General features: G+C 46.5%; 18 protein-coding genes. 12 read left to right on the plus strand and 6 right to left on the minus strand.

What is annotated here, in order from left to right:
* Positions 1-130 precede the first annotated feature (130 nt).
* Together hslO and hslR are read right to left on the minus strand one after the other, a co-directional pair.
* Positions 131-1,024 (minus strand): Hsp33 family molecular chaperone HslO, encoded by an 894-nt coding sequence (gene hslO, locus MSG35_RS19325; RefSeq protein ID WP_019826486.1) that lies wholly within the window; start codon positions 1,022-1,024, stop codon positions 131-133.
* Between the two features lie 18 nt (positions 1,025-1,042).
* Complete coding sequence (hslR, locus tag MSG35_RS19330) at positions 1,043-1,429, minus strand: ribosome-associated heat shock protein Hsp15 (protein WP_048607611.1); 387 nt, start codon at positions 1,427-1,429, stop codon at positions 1,043-1,045.
* Between the two features lie 331 nt (positions 1,430-1,760).
* On the opposite strand from hslR, the gene gspC reads away from it, so the two are divergent.
* The 12 genes from gspC (at position 1,761) to MSG35_RS19390 (ending at position 13,277) form a co-directional block, all read left to right on the plus strand.
* The gene (gene gspC, locus MSG35_RS19335; protein ID WP_050619714.1) at positions 1,761-2,642 is read left to right on the plus strand and encodes a type II secretion system protein GspC; all 882 of its coding nucleotides are present in this window, start codon (positions 1,761-1,763) and stop codon (positions 2,640-2,642) included.
* A gap of 41 nt (positions 2,643-2,683) precedes the next feature.
* The gene (gspD, locus tag MSG35_RS19340; RefSeq protein ID WP_248384788.1) at positions 2,684-4,708 is read left to right on the plus strand and encodes a type II secretion system secretin GspD; all 2,025 of its coding nucleotides are present in this window, start codon (positions 2,684-2,686) and stop codon (positions 4,706-4,708) included.
* Positions 4,708-6,210 carry a type II secretion system ATPase GspE gene (gene gspE, locus MSG35_RS19345; RefSeq protein WP_050619715.1) on the plus strand — a complete coding sequence of 501 codons (1,503 nt, stop codon included), beginning with the start codon at positions 4,708-4,710 and terminating at the stop codon, positions 6,208-6,210. The genes gspD and gspE overlap by 1 nt, the downstream gene beginning before the upstream one ends.
* A 1-nt stretch (position 6,211) precedes the next feature.
* Positions 6,212-7,432 (plus strand): type II secretion system inner membrane protein GspF, encoded by a 1,221-nt coding sequence (gspF, locus tag MSG35_RS19350; RefSeq protein WP_086774464.1) that lies wholly within the window; start codon positions 6,212-6,214, stop codon positions 7,430-7,432.
* An 88-nt stretch (positions 7,433-7,520) separates the two neighbouring features.
* A complete protein-coding gene (gene gspG / locus MSG35_RS19355; RefSeq protein WP_017062485.1) occupies positions 7,521-7,964 on the plus strand; it encodes a type II secretion system major pseudopilin GspG in 444 nt (147 codons plus the stop codon).
* Between the two features lie 65 nt (positions 7,965-8,029).
* Entirely contained in the window at positions 8,030-8,623 is a 594-nt protein-coding gene (gene gspH, locus MSG35_RS19360) for a type II secretion system minor pseudopilin GspH (RefSeq protein WP_061039839.1), read from the plus strand.
* Positions 8,610-8,984, plus strand: coding sequence for a type II secretion system minor pseudopilin GspI (gene gspI / locus MSG35_RS19365; RefSeq protein ID WP_108020203.1), 375 nt, complete (start codon positions 8,610-8,612; stop codon positions 8,982-8,984). Before gspH ends, gspI begins: the two co-directional genes overlap by 14 nt.
* A complete protein-coding gene (gene gspJ / locus MSG35_RS19370; protein WP_248384789.1) occupies positions 8,971-9,738 on the plus strand; it encodes a type II secretion system minor pseudopilin GspJ in 768 nt (255 codons plus the stop codon). Before gspI ends, gspJ begins: the two co-directional genes overlap by 14 nt.
* A complete protein-coding gene (gene gspK / locus MSG35_RS19375; RefSeq protein WP_248384790.1) occupies positions 9,722-10,771 on the plus strand; it encodes a type II secretion system minor pseudopilin GspK in 1,050 nt (349 codons plus the stop codon). Before gspJ ends, gspK begins: the two co-directional genes overlap by 17 nt.
* The gene (gspL, locus tag MSG35_RS19380) at positions 10,740-11,987 is read left to right on the plus strand and encodes a type II secretion system protein GspL (RefSeq protein ID WP_248384791.1); all 1,248 of its coding nucleotides are present in this window, start codon (positions 10,740-10,742) and stop codon (positions 11,985-11,987) included. The genes gspK and gspL overlap by 32 nt, the downstream gene beginning before the upstream one ends.
* A gap of 20 nt (positions 11,988-12,007) precedes the next feature.
* Positions 12,008-12,496, plus strand: coding sequence for a type II secretion system protein M (locus tag MSG35_RS19385; protein ID WP_019826466.1), 489 nt, complete (start codon positions 12,008-12,010; stop codon positions 12,494-12,496).
* Position 12,497: 1 nt separating this feature from the next.
* Positions 12,498-13,277 (plus strand): type II secretion system protein N, encoded by a 780-nt coding sequence (locus MSG35_RS19390; RefSeq protein WP_048607634.1) that lies wholly within the window; start codon positions 12,498-12,500, stop codon positions 13,275-13,277.
* A gap of 102 nt (positions 13,278-13,379) precedes the next feature.
* On the opposite strand, the gene cysQ is transcribed toward MSG35_RS19390, so the two are convergent.
* The 4 genes from cysQ to MSG35_RS19410 form a co-directional block, all read right to left on the minus strand.
* Positions 13,380-14,207: a 3'(2'),5'-bisphosphate nucleotidase CysQ gene (gene cysQ / locus MSG35_RS19395; RefSeq protein WP_248384792.1), complete on the minus strand. Its 828-nt coding sequence runs from the start codon at positions 14,205-14,207 to the stop codon at positions 13,380-13,382.
* 36 nt (positions 14,208-14,243) lie between these two features.
* Positions 14,244-14,795, minus strand: coding sequence for an ADP compounds hydrolase NudE (nudE, locus tag MSG35_RS19400; protein WP_019826462.1), 552 nt, complete (start codon positions 14,793-14,795; stop codon positions 14,244-14,246).
* 297 nt (positions 14,796-15,092) lie between these two features.
* A complete protein-coding gene (gene nfuA, locus MSG35_RS19405) occupies positions 15,093-15,677 on the minus strand; it encodes a Fe-S biogenesis protein NfuA (protein ID WP_029405734.1) in 585 nt (194 codons plus the stop codon).
* A gap of 110 nt (positions 15,678-15,787) precedes the next feature.
* On the minus strand, positions 15,788-16,501 hold the full coding sequence (locus tag MSG35_RS19410) for a ComF family protein (RefSeq protein WP_282449980.1): 714 nt from the start codon (positions 16,499-16,501) through the stop codon (positions 15,788-15,790).
* Between the last annotated feature and the right edge of the window lie 55 nt (positions 16,502-16,556).

Consider the following 16,556-nt stretch of genomic DNA (forward strand, 5'->3'; position numbering starts at 1 on the left):
TTAATTGATTAAAATTAAGCGGTGATTTTATTACGAGATGTTACGGAGTTTGCGCTGTTTTGATCACAAAAAAGGCCAGCTGAGTGCTGACCTTTTTGGGGTAAATTACGTGTTTTTGGTACGCCGTAAATTAATGAACCGTATTGCTGCCTTTATCTGCTGCTTCTGCGTACAGTGCATCAACATCATTCTTGTCGAACGAGTAGTTTGTGCCACAGTAATCGCAGTGTAGACCAACGCTTCCTTCGGTGCTTAGGATGTCGTAGATCTCTTCTTGAGCAACGGTAATGATTGCTGCTGCGCTTCGATCGCGTGAACAGCCGCAGAAGAACTCAACCGGTTGTGGTGTGAATAGCTGTACTTTCTCTTGGTTGTACAAACGGTAAAGTAGTTCGTTCGCTTCTAGAGTGAATAGCTCTTCGTTTTTCACGGTGTCTGTTAGTTGCTCTAGGTGTTCGAAGTCGTCTGGCGTACCAGTGCCGTCAGGCATTACTTGTAGCAACATACCTGCAGCGTGTGCTTTGCCTTCATGCTCGCCAGTGCGCAGCCATAGACGAGTCTTAAGCTGTTCAGAGTTAGCGAAGTAGCCTTCAAGCACTTGTGCCAGCGTGTCACCTTCAAGACCAACGATACCTTGGTAACGCTCACCTTTCTTAGGATCGATGGTGATCACTAGGTGACCTTTGCCCATTAGGTCGTGTAGACCAGCGTCGTCTGCGATATCGCCTTCAAAGCGAGCAACACCACGGATCTTCTGATCGTGATCGCCATTGATAACTGCTAGAGATACTGGGCCGTCACCTTGCAATTGCATCGTGATAGAACCTTCAAACTTTAGGGTCGCAGTTAATAGCGTTGTTGATACCAATAGCTCACCCAGTAGCTTTTGCACTGGCGCTGGGTATTCCTTGCTAGAAATAATTTGTTGGTACGCTTCATCCATTTGTACCAATTCACCACGTACTGATAGGTCTTCAAATAGGTAGCGATTTAAAACATTACTTGTAGACATTGGGTCTGCCATTTGGCTATTCCTTCTAGCTTATTGATGCTTGAACTTGATGATGTCACGACGTTGCTTCTTATCAGGGCGACGCTCTGGAGCTGGGTTATGAGCATTCAGTTTACGCTGTGTCGCAAACTCTTCTCTTTTTGCCAAGCTCTCGGTGGTTTCTTCATAGAGGGTTTGAGCGATCGGAGCTCCACCGCGATGAGCAGAGATTTTCTCGATCGTTACCGTCTTTTCTTCATTACCTTGGCGCAGTGTAATCACAGCCCCAAGTTCGACAATTTTACTTGGCTTACTGCGCTGACCATTATAGTGGACTTTGCCACCATCGACCATGTTGCGAGCAATAGACCGGGTTTTGTAAAAACGAGCTGCCCACAACCATTTATCGAGTCTGACAGCTTCATTAGCAGTTTTCATATAGGGCTGTGCCTTATTAAGTGAGAAATGAATGCGGTTTAACTGTAATGAACAGTGCGCAACATGTTTTTGATGATGCTTATCACATTAAGTAGAAGCTTAAAGTGGAGGCGGTTGGCATTTTTTTCAAGTCATAATACAAAATAGCCATGTTATGCCGATTTATCGATTTGCTATGATATAGTTCAGGATCTTATTGCTTAAATAAGCTTGGTATCGAACGAATGAATAAAAAAGCTGAAAGTTTAATGATTTGCAGCGTTTGTCGTCATGAAAAGGGACTAGGAAAGTGAACTTTTTAGAGCTCAAAAATCGCGTAGGGAATTCTCCTATGTTGAGCCGCTTATTAGAGAATGGATTTGTACTTCAGCAGAAACTAAGCTTAGCGACCTGTTGTGTATTGATTGCAGCTTCCGCATGGATTTTAGGACAGCTTGCATGGTTTATCGAACCTGCTGAGCAAACTGTCGCGCCTTGGACAGCAACCGCTTCATCATCTTCAGCACCTCAATCGACCCTTGATATCTCTTCTTTGCAGCAGAGCAACATGTTTGGTGCTTACAACCCAAGCACGCCCGCTGTGGTTGAACAGCAAGTTATCCAAGATGCGCCTAAGACTCGATTAAATCTCGTTTTAGTGGGTGCAGTCGCAAGCTCGAATCCAAAACTGAGCTTAGCGGTGATCGCCAATCGCGGCACGCAAGCGACCTACGGAATTAATGAAGAGATTGAAGGCACTCGAGCCAAGCTAAAAGCGGTATTAATCGATCGTGTGATTATTGATAACTCAGGGCGTGACGAAACCTTGATGCTTGAAGGTATTGAGTACAAGCGTTTGGCCGTATCAGCGCCTGCAGCACCTCGTAGCTCTTCTTCAGTTCGTGGTAATAACCCGGCTTCTGCAGAAGAGAAGCTTGATGAAATTAAAGCGAAGATAATGAAAGATCCGCAACAAATCTTCCAATATGTTCGACTGTCTCAGGTGAAGCGCGACGATAGCGTTATTGGTTATCGCGTGAGCCCTGGCAAAGATTCAGAACTTTTTAACTCAGTAGGGCTCCAAAACGGAGATATTGCTACTCAGTTAAATGGTCAAGACCTGACTGACCCCGCCGCTATGGGCAACATATTCCGTTCTATCTCCGAGCTGACAGAGCTAAACCTCGTCGTCGAGAGAGATGGTCAACAACATGAAGTGTTTATTGAATTTTAAAACTTTGCGTCTAACGAAGGACGAAAGTGTAGGAGAAGTACGTGAAGCATTGGTTTAAGAAAAGTGCATGGTTATTGGCAGGAAGCTTAATCTGCACACCCGCAGCCATCGCGAGTGATTTTAGTGCCAGCTTTAAAGGCACTGATATTCAAGAGTTTATTAATATTGTTGGTCGTAACCTAGAGAAGACCATCATCGTTGATCCATCGGTGCGCGGAAAAATCGATGTACGCAGCTACGACGTATTGAATGAAGAGCAATATTACAGCTTCTTCTTAAACGTACTAGAGGTGTATGGCTACGCAGTCGTTGAAATGGACTCGGGTGTTCTTAAGATCATCAAAGCCAAAGATTCGAAAACTTCGGCAATCCCTGTTGTTGGTGACCGTGATTCAATCACTGGTGATAGCGTAGTGACACGGGTAGTGACGGTTCGTAACGTATCGGTTCGTGAACTTTCTCCTCTGCTTCGTCAACTTAACGACAATGCTGGCGCGGGTAACGTTGTGCATTACGACCCAGCTAACATCATCCTTATTACAGGCCGAGCGGCGGTAGTAAACCGTTTAGCTGAAATTATCAAGCGTGTTGACCAAGCGGGTGATAAAGAGATTGAAGTCGTTGAGCTAAAGAATGCATCAGCGGCGGAGATGGTGCGTATTGTTGACGCTCTAAGCAAAACCACAGATGCAAAGAATACGCCTGCATTCCTTCAACCTAAACTGGTTGCCGATGAGCGTACCAATGCGATTCTGATTTCAGGTGACCCTAAGGTTCGTAGCCGATTAAGAAAGCTTATCGAGCAGCTTGATGTCGAAATGGCGACCAAAGGTAACAACCAGGTAATCTACCTTAAATACGCAAAAGCAGAAGATCTGGTTGATGTGCTGAAAGGCGTGTCGGACAACTTACAGTCGGAGAAACAATCTTCAACTAAAGGCAGCTCATCGCAACGTAACCAAGTAATGATCTCAGCTCATAGTGATACCAACTCTTTGGTTATTACTGCACAGCCAGACATCATGAATGCCTTGCAAGACGTGATCGCACAACTGGATATTCGTCGTGCTCAAGTATTGATTGAAGCCTTGATTGTCGAAATGGCAGAAGGTGACGGCGTTAATCTTGGCGTGCAGTGGGGTAACTTAGAAACGGGTGCCATGATTCAGTACAGCAACACCGGCGCGTCGATTGGTGGCGTAATGGTGGGTCTAGAAGAAGCAAAAGATACAGAAACGACAACCGCTGTATACGATGAAAATGGTAAGTTTGTACGAAATGAAACCACGACTGAACAAGGGGACTATTCAACATTAGCCTCTGCACTTTCAGGTGTTAATGGCGCAGCCATGAGCGTGGTAATGGGTGACTGGACTGCCTTGATCAGTGCGGTAGCAACCGACTCCAATTCAAACATCCTATCTTCTCCAAGTATTACCGTAATGGACAACGGAGAAGCATCGTTTATCGTTGGCGAAGAAGTTCCGGTTTTAACTGGCTCGACGGCGGGTTCAAGTAACGATAACCCATTCCAAACGGTTGAACGTAAAGAAGTGGGTATCAAGCTTAAAGTCGTGCCGCAAATCAACGAAGGCGATTCGGTTCAGCTAAATATTGAACAAGAAGTGTCGAACGTACTGGGCGCGAATGGCGCGGTTGATGTGCGTTTTGCTAAGCGTCAATTGAATACATCAGTAATCGTTCAAGATGGCCAAATGCTGGTGCTTGGTGGCTTGATTGACGAGCGCGCATTAGAGAGTGAATCTAAGGTGCCATTCTTGGGTGATATTCCTGTTCTTGGGCACCTGTTCAAGTCAACCAGTACTCAGGTTGAGAAAAAGAATCTAATGGTATTCATTAAGCCAACCATCATCCGTGATGGTATGACAGCCGATGGTATCACTCAGCGTAAATACAACTTCATCCGAGCAGAGCAGCTGTATAAGGCAGAGCAAGGTTTGAAATTACTCGATGACGATAACATCCCAGTATTGCCTAAATTTGGTGCAGACATGAATCACCCGGCTGAAATCCAAGCCTTCATTGATCAAATGGAAACAGAATAATGGCTGAATTGGTAGGGGCGGCACGTACTTATCAGCGCTTGCCGTTTAGCTTTGCGAATCGCTACAAGATGGTGTTGGAATATCAGCACCCAGAGCGTGCACCGGTACTTTATTATGTGGAGCCTCTAAAATCGGCGGCGATCATTGAAGTAAGCCGCGTGGTGAAAAATGGCTTCACGCCACAAGCGATCAGCGCAGACGAATTTGATAAAAAATTGACCGATGCTTATCAGCGTGACTCGTCGGAAGCTCGTCAGCTAATGGAAGACATTGGTGCTGACAACGACGACTTCTTCTCTCTAGCAGAAGAGCTACCACAAGATGAAGACTTGCTTGAATCGGAAGACGATGCACCAATCATCAAGTTAATCAATGCGATGTTGGGCGAGGCGATCAAAGAAGGTGCTTCGGATATTCATATCGAAACCTTCGAGAAGTCACTGTCTATCCGTTTCCGTATTGATGGCGTGTTACGTGATGTGTTGGCGCCGAGCCGTAAACTGGCTCCGTTGTTAGTTTCGCGTGTGAAGGTTATGGCTAAGTTAGATATTGCGGAAAAACGCGTGCCACAAGATGGCCGTATTTCTCTGCGTATCGGTGGTCGAGCGGTCGACGTTCGTGTATCAACCATGCCTTCATCACACGGCGAGCGTGTGGTAATGCGTCTGTTGGACAAGAACGCTACTCGTCTAGACCTGCACAGTTTAGGTATGACGGCAGAGAACCACGAAAACTTCCGTAAGCTAATTCAGCGCCCACACGGCATTATCTTGGTTACCGGTCCTACGGGTTCTGGTAAATCAACCACTTTGTACGCCGGCCTGCAAGAGCTCAACAGCAACGAGCGCAATATCTTAACCGTTGAAGATCCAATCGAATTCGATATCGATGGCATTGGCCAAACGCAGGTAAACCCTAAGGTTGATATGACCTTTGCGCGTGGTTTACGTGCCATTCTTCGTCAAGATCCCGATGTAGTTATGATTGGTGAGATACGTGACTTGGAGACCGCAGAGATCGCTGTTCAAGCCTCTTTAACCGGTCACTTAGTAATGTCGACCCTTCACACCAATACGGCAATCGGTGCGATCACGCGTCTGCGTGATATGGGCATCGAACCTTTCTTGATCTCTTCTTCGCTGCTGGGTGTTTTGGCTCAGCGCTTGGTTCGCACCCTGTGTAACGACTGTAAAGAACCTTACGAAGCGGATAAAGAACAGAAAAAACTGTTTGGATTTAAGAAGAAAGACAGCCTGACGCTTTACCATGCCAAAGGGTGTGAAAGCTGCAGCCACAAAGGCTATCGAGGCCGTACCGGTATTCATGAGCTATTGATGATTGACGATTCGGTACAAGAGCTGATTCACAGTGAAGCTGGCGAACAGGCAATTGAGAAAGCAATTCGTGGCACAACACCAAGTATTCGAGATGATGGCTTGAGCAAAGTTCTGAAAGGGGTAACGTCCCTAGAAGAAGTGATGCGCGTGACCAAGGAAGTCTAGTATGGCGGCATTTGAATACAAAGCACTGGATGCCAAGGGTAAAAGTAAAAAGGGCTCGATTGAAGCGGATAACGCTCGTCAGGCTCGCCAGCGCTTAAAGGAACAAGGCTTGATGCCGGTTGAGATGACCGAAGCTAAAGCTAAAACAGCGAAAGGTGCACAGCCCTCGACCAGCTTTAAGCGTGGTATCAGCACGCCTGACCTTGCTTTGATTACTCGTCAAATATCGACGCTCGTTCAATCTGGTATGCCGCTAGAAGAGTGTTTGAAGGCCGTTGCCGAGCAGTCTGAAAAACCTCGAATTCGAACCATGTTACTGGCGGTCCGCTCTAAGGTAACGGAAGGTTATTCGCTAGCCGATAGCTTAGCTGATTACCCACATATCTTTGATGAACTGTTTAGAGCCATGGTCGCAGCTGGTGAGAAATCGGGTCACTTAGATGCGGTATTGGAGCGACTAGCCGATTACGCAGAAAACCGTCAGAAGATGCGCTCTAAGTTGCTGCAAGCGATGATCTACCCTGTGGTGCTGGTGGTGTTTGCGGTGACGATTGTTTCGTTCCTGCTGGCAACCGTGGTACCTAAGATCGTTGAACCGATTATCCAAATGGGCCAAGAACTTCCTCAATCGACACAATTTTTATTAGCATCGAGTGAATTTATCCAGAATTGGGGCATCCAATTACTGTTGTTGTTCATCGGTGTGATTGTGTTGATTAAGACCGCGCTGAAAAAGCCGGGTGTTCGCATGAGTTGGGATCGCAAGCTATTAAGCATTCCACTGATCGGCAAGATCGCGAAAGGAATTAATACCTCTCGTTTTGCACGAACACTTTCTATCTGTACCTCTAGTGCGATTCCTATCCTTGAAGGGATGAAGGTCGCGGTAGATGTGATGTCGAATCACCATGTGAAGCAGCAAGTACTGCAAGCATCAGACAGCGTTCGAGAAGGCGCGAGTCTACGTAAAGCGCTCGATCAAACCAAACTCTTCCCTCCAATGATGCTGCATATGATCGCCAGTGGTGAGCAGAGTGGTCAGTTGGAGCAGATGCTGACAAGAGCGGCGGACAACCAAGACCAAAGCTTTGAATCGACGGTGAATATCGCGTTAGGTATCTTTACGCCAGCACTTATCGCTTTGATGGCAGGCTTGGTGCTGTTTATTGTGATGGCGACTCTGATGCCGATGCTTGAAATGAATAATTTAATGAGCGGCTAACCTACCGCTTATAAGACGTTAGTTTTTGGATTATCGAGAAGAAGGACATTATTACCTTCAACTCGCTGTCTGTAATTTGGAGAAAATAATGAAAAACAGAATGAAGAAACAATCAGGCTTTACCCTATTAGAAGTGATGGTTGTTGTGGTTATCCTTGGCGTATTGGCGAGCTTTGTTGTACCTAACCTATTGGGTAACAAAGAGAAGGCTGACCAACAAAAAGCCATCACTGATATCGTGGCGCTAGAGAATGCGCTCGATATGTACAAACTGGATAACAGCGTTTACCCAACAACGGATCAAGGTCTTGATGCATTGGTTTCTAAACCAAGTAGCCCTGAGCCTCGTAACTACCGTGACGGTGGCTACATCAAGCGTCTACCTAACGACCCATGGGGCAATGAGTACCAATACCTAAGCCCTGGTGATAACGGCACTATCGATATCTTTACACTTGGCGCTGATGGCCAAGAAGGTGGTGAAGGTATTGCTGCGGATATCGGCAACTGGAACATGCAAGACTTTCAGTAAGCCTAGGCTTATTGTCACTTGATGCCGTTATTTGATGTTAGGACGTAAACAGATGGAGTCTAAAGGTGAAAACTAAGCAAACACAGCCAGGTTTCACCTTAATTGAGATTCTTTTGGTGTTGGTATTACTGTCAGTAACGGCGGTCGCGGTGATCGCGACCATTCCTACCAATAGTAAAGATGTTGCTAAAAAATACGCTCAAAGCTTTTATCAGCGAGTTCAGCTACTCAATGAAGAAGCTATTTTAAGTGGCTTGGATTTTGGCGTTCGGGTTGATGAAAAGAAATCGACTTACGTTCTGATGACTTTGAAGTCTGATGGTTGGCAAGAAACTGAGTTCGAAAAGATCCCTTCTTCAACTCAATTACCAGAAGACCTCGCACTGACGCTGACACTTGGTGGTGGAGCTTGGGAAGACGACGATCGCCTTTTTAATCCGGGAAGCTTATTTGATGAAGATATGTTTGCTGATCTTGAAGAGGAAAAGAAGCCGAAGCCACCGCAGATCTACATCTTGTCGAGTGCTGAAATGACGCCATTTGTATTGTCGTTTTATCCAAATACCGGAGACACCATACAAGATGGTTGGCGTATTCGAGTATTGGATAATGGTGTCATTCGATTACTAGAGCCGGGAGAAGAATATGAAGAGGAATAACCGTTCTCCTTCTCGTTCTCGAGGTATGACTCTGCTTGAAGTATTGGTTGCGCTCGCTATTTTCGCAACGGCAGCGATCAGTGTGATTCGTGCTGTTACGCAGCACATCAATACTCTCAGTTATCTAGAAGAAAAAACCTTCGCTGCTATGGTCGTTGATAATCAAATGGCCTTGGTGATGCTGCATCCTGAGAAGCTTAAAAAAGCACAGGGTACACAAGAGTTGGCGGGAAGAGAGTGGTTCTGGAAGGTGACTCCCATCGATACCAGCGATAATTTATTAAAGGCGTTTGATGTGAGTGCGGCAACCAGCAAGAAAGCGTCTCCAGTGGTTACGGTGCGCAGCTATGTGGTCAACTAAAAACGTGTGGTTAGCTAAGAGCAAGTCGCTAGGTAAGAGCGTGTCGGCAAATAAGCGTATGCCACGTAAACAAGGTCTATCTTCAAAAGGGAGAGGCTTTACCTTAATTGAAGTTTTGGTCTCGATCGCTATCTTTGCCACGTTGAGCATGGCGGCTTATCAGGTAGTGAATCAGGTTCAGCGCAGCAACGAGCTTTCAATCGAGCGCAGTGCTCGTTTAAATCAACTGCAACGTAGCTTAGTCATTTTAGATAATGATTTTCGCCAGATGGCGGTGCGACAATTTCGCACCAACGGTGAAGAAGCATCATCTAAGCTGATCTTAATTAAAGAGTATTTACTGGATTCCGACAGCGTTGGCATCATGTTTACTCGCCTTGGTTGGCATAACCCACAGCAGCAGTTTCCTCGCGGAGAAGTCACCAAAGTGGGTTACCGCATTAAAGAAGAAACGCTTGAGCGTGTGTGGTGGCGTTACCCCGATACTCCTGCAGGACAAGAAGGTGTGATTACGCCTTTGCTTGATGATGTTGAAAGCTTGGAATTCGAGTTTTATGACGGAAGCCGCTGGGGGAAAGAGTGGCAAACCGACAAATCGCTACCGAAAGCGGTAAGGTTAAAGCTAACCTTGAAAGATTATGGCGAGATAGAGCGTATTTATCTCACCCCAGGTGGCACGCTAGATCAGGCCGATGATTCTTCAAACAGTGACTCTTCAAGTAGTAATGAGGGGAATAATGACTCATCGAACTAATAAGCTTGCACTGACAAGGTCTGCCATGGGGCGCAAGCAGCGTGGTGTCGCGCTGATCATTATTCTGATGCTATTGGCGATCATGGCAACCATAGCTGGCAGTATGTCGGAACGCCTGTTTACTCAATTTAAGCGCGTTGGCAATCAACTAAATTACCAACAGGCTTACTGGTACAGCATTGGTGTCGAAGCACTGGTGCAAGACGGCATTAGGCAAAGCTACAAAGACAGTGATACCGTCAATTTGAGCCAACCATGGGCGTTAGAAGAACAGGTATACCCATTGGATTATGGTCAAGTTAAAGGCCGTATTGTTGATGCTCAGGCATGTTTTAATCTCAATGCGTTGGCTGGTGTGACGGCGACTTCAAGTAACCAAACACCTTATTTAATTACGGTTTGGCAAACCTTGTTGGAAAACCAAGATGTTGAGCCTTATCAGGCCGAGGTTATCGCGCATTCAAGCTGGGAATTTGTTGATAGCGATACCCGAACCACCTCTTCAGCAGGTGTAGAAGACAGTACTTATGAGGCGATGAAGCCACCTTATTTGGCGGCGAATGGCTTAATGGCCAATGAGTCCGAACTACGAGCGGTTTATCAAGTTACCGGTGAGGTGATGAATAAGGTTCGCCCCTTTGTTTGTGCTCTGCCGAGTGACGATTTTCGCTTGAACGTGAATACACTTACGGAAAAGCAGGCGCCGTTATTGGAAGCGATGTTTGCCCCCGGCTTAAGTGAATCGGATGCCAAACAGCTGATAGACAAACGCCCATTTGATGGTTGGGATACGGTGGATGCGTTTATGGCTGAATCGGCCATTGTGGGTGTGAGTGCCGAAGTCAGCAAAAAAGCGAAAGCATATTTAACTGTAGATAGCGCCTATTTTGAGCTAGATGCAGAGGTATTAGTTGAGCAGTCACGTGTACGTATACGGACGCTTTTCTATAGTAGTAATCGAGAAACAGTGACGGTAGTACGCCGTCGTTTTGGAGGAATCAGTGAGCGAGTTTCTGACCGTTCGACTGAGTAGCGAACCACAAAGCCCTGTGCAGTGGTTAGTTTGGTCGACAAGCCAACAAGAAGTGATAGCAAGTGGCGAACTGTCTAGCTGGGAGCAGCTTGATGAGTTAACGCCTTACGCTGAAAAGCGCAGCTGTATCGCTTTATTGCCGGGAAATGAATGCTTAATTAAGCGTGTTGAGATCCCGAAAGGTGCTGCTCGCCAGTTCGACTCTATGCTGCCGTTTTTATTAGAAGACGAAGTCGCACAAGATATCGAAGACTTACACCTGACTATTTTAGATAAAGACGCAACGCACGCGACAGTGTGTGGTGTCGATCGTCAATGGTTAAAGCAAGCGTTAGACCTGTTTCGCGAAGCCAATATTATCTTCCGTAAGGTGTTGCCAGATACACTGGCCGTGCCTTTTGAAGAGCAAGGCATCAGTGCATTACAGATCGACCAGCATTGGCTATTACGTCAAGGTAACTCTCAACATCAAGGTGACTATCAAGCCGTATCGATCAGCGAAGCATGGTTACCGATGTTTTTGCAAAGTGATTGGGTTGTTGCTGATGACGAAGAGCAAACGACGACTATCTTCAGCTATACCGCGATGCCGAACGAAGACGTTCAACAGCAAAGCGGTGCGAATTGGCAAGCAAAGCCTGCGGAATTGGTGATGTCTTTGCTGAGCCAACAAGCGATCACAAGCGGTGTGAATTTACTGACTGGCACCTTTAAAACCAAATCTTCATTCAGTAAGTATTGGCGCGTATGGCAGAAAGTTGCGATTGCTGCTTGTATGTTGGTGGCTGTGATTGTGACTCAACAAGTGTTGAAGGTTCAGCAATTCGAAGCTCAAGCACAAGCCTACCGCATGGAGAGTGAGCGTATCTTTAGAGCTGTGCTGCCTGGTAAACAACGTATTCCGACAGTCAGCTACCTTAAGCGCCAGATGAACGATGAAGCCAAGAAATATGGCGGCTCGGGCGATGGTAATTCTTTATTGGGTTGGTTAGCATTGCTGCCTGAAACCTTAGGTCAGGTGAAATCAATCGAAGTCGAAAGCATTCGCTTCGATGGTAATCGTTCTGAGATTCGACTACAGGCGAAAAGTTCTGACTTCCAACATTTTGAGACCGCGAGAGTGAAGCTCGAAGAGAAATTTACCGTCGAACAAGGTCCGTTAAACCGTAATGGCGATGCCGTATTTGGCAGCTTTACTCTTAAACCCCATCAATAACCTGCGTAAGGAGATCAGTGATGAGAAATATGATTGAGCCACTCCAAGCGTGGTGGACTTCAATAAGTCAAAGAGAGCAACGATTAGTTATTGGTTGCTCAATTCTGTTGGTGGTCGGTGTCGTTTATTGGGGGCTAATCCAGCCACTCAGTCAGCGAGCTGAACTCGCGCAGACCCGTATTCAAAGCGAGAAGCAACTACTGGCTTGGGTAACCAATAAAGCCAATGAAGTGGTTGAACTACGAGGCAGTGGTGGCATTAGTGCCAGTCAACCTCTGAACCAATCTGTACCTGCTTCTATGCGTCGCTTTAATATCGAGCTGATACGTGTGCAACCACGGGGCGAGATGCTGCAAGTGTGGGTAAAACCAGTGCCTTTTAATAAGTTCGTTGACTGGCTAACATATCTGAAAGAAAAACAGGGTGTTGAGGTCGAGTTTATGGATATTGATCGCTCTGATAACCCTGGGGTTATTGACGTCAACCGACTACAGTTTAAACGAGGTTAATGTGAAACGCGGTTTATCTTTTAAGTATGGCCTGCTCTTCAGTAGCATCTTTATCGTCTTTTTCTCGGTCAGCTTGTTGCTGCACTTGCCGGCTTCTTTTGCTCTCAAGCAGGCTCCTGCTGTGCGCGGCTTGAGTATCGAAGGCGTGGAGGGCACCGTTTGGCAAGGCAGCGCTAACAACATCGTATGGCAGCGCATCAATTACGGTTCAGTGCAGTGGGATTTCCAGTTTTCTAAGCTATTTCAAGCCAAAGCAGAACTGGCGGTTCGTTTTGGTCGTAACAGTGACATGAACTTATCAGGTAAAGGGCGTGTCGGGTACAGCATGAGTGGCGCATATGCAGAGAACTTAGTAGCTTCAATGCCTGCTATGAACGTGATGAAATACGCTCCAGCTATTCCAGTACCGGTTTCTATTGGTGGACAAGTTGAACTGACGATCAAGCATGCGGTTCACGCTCAGCCTTGGTGTCAATCTGGCGAAGGTACACTGGCTTGGTCTGGTGCCGCAGTCGACTCTCCTGTTGGCTCGCTAGACCTTGGCCCTGTGATTGCAGACATAACCTGTGAAGACAGCACAATTGCAGCGAAAGGCACTCAGAAGAGCGATCAGGTAGACAGTGAGTTTTCAGCGAGCGTAACACCCAACCAACGCTATACGTCGGCGGCATGGTTTAAGCCGGGGGCGGAATTCCCGCCAGCAATGCAGAGTCAGCTTAAGTGGTTGGGTAACCCTGATAGCCAAGGTAAGTACCAGTTTACTTATCAAGGTCGTTTTTAGCTAAACAGCTAAGGGTCACAAAATTACGAGATTTAAAAAACGGGCACCTCATTGAGGTGCCCGTTTTGTTTGAATAATGAGAGTTACAGGGAGCAAACTCGCCTAGTCTTTGCCTTGCAAAATTTCTGCCCACGGTAAATCTGCATCACCGAGTACAATGAAGTTCGGGTTTTCTAGCGTTTCTCTTTCATTGTACGAAAGCGGCTCTAGCTGAGTACTTAAGATACGTCCGCCAGCTTCCTCAACAATGCACTGCGTTGCGGCGGTATCCCACTCCCCGGTTGGTCCAAGGCGCAGATAACAATCCACAGCACCTTCTGCGACTAAACATGCCTTAAGCGCTGCTGAGCCTAGAGGAACCAAATCATAATTCCATGCTGAGCTCATACGGCTAGTGATGCGATTGATGTCCTGGCGACGGCTGATCGCCATGGCGATTGACTGGTTTGGCAGCTCGTGACGATGCGTTTTGATTTTCACGCTGTCATTAAGGTCTGGGATCTTCCAAGCGCCTTTGCCACTGTAAGCGTAATAGCTCACACCTGAAACGGGAGCGTATATCACGCCCATTACTGGCTTGTTATGTTCGATTAGGGCGATAATTGTCGCGAAATCACCACTTCGTGCGATGAACTCCTGGGTACCATCCAGTGGGTCAACCAACCAGTAGCGATCCCACTGAGAACGTTGCTCTAGGCTGATGTCCGCAGCTTCTTCAGACAACACTGGAATGTCAGGCGTGAGCTCACTGAGTTTTTTCGAAATCAGCTTATGCGCCGCAAGGTCGGCACTGGTGACAGGTGTATCGTCACTCTTGGTGAACTCTTCGTAATCTTTTTTCTCGTAGATCTCTAAGATGAGTTGGCCAGCAGAGCGAGCAATCTCAATGACAGAGGGTAGGAGGTGAGACAAATCTTTTGTTATTGGCATAAATGTTCTCTTACTCTTAGAGCGAGCCTGAATGTTCTAGTTATTGTTTAATACACGAAGGCTTAAAAGCAGGGCTGTAATACTACGAGCCTCACAGAAATCGAGATGTGTTAACAGTTCTTCGGCTTGAGCAAGTGGCCAGCGCACAATGTCGAGTGGCTCTGGTTCGTCACCTTCTAGCTTTTCTGGGTAGAGGTCTTCTGCGATAAACAGCGTCATTTTGCTAGAGAAGTAAGAGGGCGCAAGGATCACTTCCTTTAGCGGAGTAAGCTTGTTGGCACCGAAGCCAATCTCTTCTTTAAGTTCGCGAACGGCGGCTTCGTTTGGCTGCTCACCTGGATCGATAAGCCCTTTAGGAAAGCCCAGTTCATAGCGTTCTGTGCCCGCTGCGTACTCACGCACCAACAGAATATCGCCTTGTTCAGTAATCGGAACCATCATTACTGCGTTGCGGCCGCTAGGCTTCATGCGTTCGTAAGTGCGCTGTTCGCCGTTTGAAAAGCGTAAATCGAGAGACTCGATAGAGAATAGTTTTGATTGAGCGACAGTTTGCTGAGCCAAAATCTCTGGCTTGGTCCTTTTTGTCATTGCGCTCGCTCCTTAGCTCATTGGAATTCTTTCTTATAAAGTCATTCTAATATAGGGGAAATGACGTTGAGTTCCTAGATCCGAGTTTTCATATCCTAGAATTATTAGAGCAGGAACCGATTGCGATCACTTGAATACCTTACTCAAGATGGTAACCAACCGAGAATTCGGGTTATTTCGTTCGGGAATACAAGAGCATAGTGAGATCGTGTTCGAGCGTATCTGTTTAGCCCTAAAACAAAAAAGGTTGATGCTTGCGCATCAACCTTTTAATCAGTGATTCTACTAACTGAGTAATTAGTAGTAAGAGTGCTCACCACGATCGTGTTCAGTTGCATCACGAACAGCAGTCAGTTCACCTTCGAATTGTTGAAGAAGTTCTTTCTCGATGCCTTCTTTTAGCGTTACATCAACCATAGAACAACCGTTACAGCCGCCACCGAATGCAACGATAGCAGCGCCGTCTTCAGTGATTTCTACCAAGCTAACGTGACCACCGTGACCAGCAAGCTGCGGGTTAACCTGTGTTTGGATTGCGTATTCAACGCGCTCTACAAGTGGTGCATCATCAGATACTTTACGCATTTTAGCGTTTGGTGCTTTAAGCGTTAGTTGAGAGCCCATTTTGTCAGTCACGAAGTCAATCTCAGCTTCGTCTAGGAATGGTAGGCTTAGCTCATCTACGTATGCAGAGAATGCTTCGAAAGAAAGTTTTGTATCAGACGCTTCGATAGCATCTGTTGGGCAGTAAGAAACACCACACTCAGCGTTTTGTGTGCCTGGGTTTACCACGAACACACGAATGTTTGTACCTTCAGGCTGCTGTGACAGCAGATTGGCAAAGTGAGTTTGAGCTGTTTCTGTAATAGTAATATTTGACACGACGAATACCTGAGTAGATTTGTAGGTTATTAGCGCCATTCTACTCCTGTCAGATTTGTAATTCAGCCCTTTTTTTGTTGGATTGCTGTACAAGTAGTGATTCACAGCTTTTATCCAGAGGGCTCAGGAGTGCGGCAGATGCAGTAAATATCAATCCTTTTAACGCCCACTTCAAGTAGTAATTGGCATAATTGATACACAGTACTGCCGGTGGTTACAACATCATCAATTATCGCGACATGAGAGGGAACCATTCCTTGAAAGTCTTGTTTTCTCAGCGCAAAAGCGCTCTTTAGATTGCGTAATCGTGCGGATTTAGTCAGCCCCTGCTGGGAAGCTGTTGAGCGAATTCGACGAAAGAGCACATCACTTTTAACGCCAAGCTCTTGAGCCGTGTAATTGGCTAGCAGCTGACTTTGATTAAAGCCACGATGAGTGTATCGGCGCCAATGCAGCGGTACGCTGGTGATCAGGTGAGCAGAATGTTCGATACGTGATGCTAATAGCTTAGATAAATCACGTGCAAACCAAAACTTATCAGCGTACTTCATTTGCTGAATGTAACCTGCTGTAGGGAAGGTGTAGTCACCGACACAGTAGAGGCGATGCCACGGTGGAGGTTGAGATAAACACTCACCACACTGATCGACAGTGATTACTGTTTTTAAGCCACATCGCTGACAGCGTGGCACTGGCTCAAAGAGTTTGAGACAAGAATTGCACCATCGAGGATGTGTATCACTGGGCAGTTTATCAAGTTTGCACAGGTGGCATTGAGGTGTGACCAGACGTGGTGTGTGTTTTTGTAGCCAATCAGATAACATAGCTCGTGATGCTTTTGGGTTATGGTGTTCCTTTTGCTCACCATACTGAAAAGCG

It is taken from the genome of Vibrio sp. 1CM23M, assembly GCF_023161755.1.
Classification (GTDB): Bacteria; Pseudomonadota; Gammaproteobacteria; order Enterobacterales; family Vibrionaceae; genus Vibrio; species Vibrio coralliirubri.

Coding starts and splice junctions, on each gene's coding strand:
- hslO (WP_019826486.1), bottom strand. CDS start 1,024: ATGGCAGACCCAATGTCTACAAGTAATGTTTTAAATCGCTACCTATTT.
- hslR (WP_048607611.1), bottom strand. CDS start 1,429: ATGAAAACTGCTAATGAAGCTGTCAGACTCGATAAATGGTTGTGGGCA.
- gspC (WP_050619714.1), top strand. CDS start 1,761: ATGTTGAGCCGCTTATTAGAGAATGGATTTGTACTTCAGCAGAAACTA.
- gspE (WP_050619715.1), top strand. CDS start 4,708: ATGGCTGAATTGGTAGGGGCGGCACGTACTTATCAGCGCTTGCCGTTT.
- gspF (WP_086774464.1), top strand. CDS start 6,212: ATGGCGGCATTTGAATACAAAGCACTGGATGCCAAGGGTAAAAGTAAA.
- gspG (WP_017062485.1), top strand. CDS start 7,521: ATGAAAAACAGAATGAAGAAACAATCAGGCTTTACCCTATTAGAAGTG.
- gspI (WP_108020203.1), top strand. CDS start 8,610: ATGAAGAGGAATAACCGTTCTCCTTCTCGTTCTCGAGGTATGACTCTG.
- gspJ (WP_248384789.1), top strand. CDS start 8,971: ATGTGGTCAACTAAAAACGTGTGGTTAGCTAAGAGCAAGTCGCTAGGT.
- gspK (WP_248384790.1), top strand. CDS start 9,722: ATGACTCATCGAACTAATAAGCTTGCACTGACAAGGTCTGCCATGGGG.
- MSG35_RS19385 (WP_019826466.1), top strand. CDS start 12,008: ATGAGAAATATGATTGAGCCACTCCAAGCGTGGTGGACTTCAATAAGT.
- cysQ (WP_248384792.1), bottom strand. CDS start 14,207: ATGCCAATAACAAAAGATTTGTCTCACCTCCTACCCTCTGTCATTGAG.
- nudE (WP_019826462.1), bottom strand. CDS start 14,795: ATGACAAAAAGGACCAAGCCAGAGATTTTGGCTCAGCAAACTGTCGCT.
- MSG35_RS19410 (WP_282449980.1), bottom strand. CDS start 16,501: ATGTTATCTGATTGGCTACAAAAACACACACCACGTCTGGTCACACCT.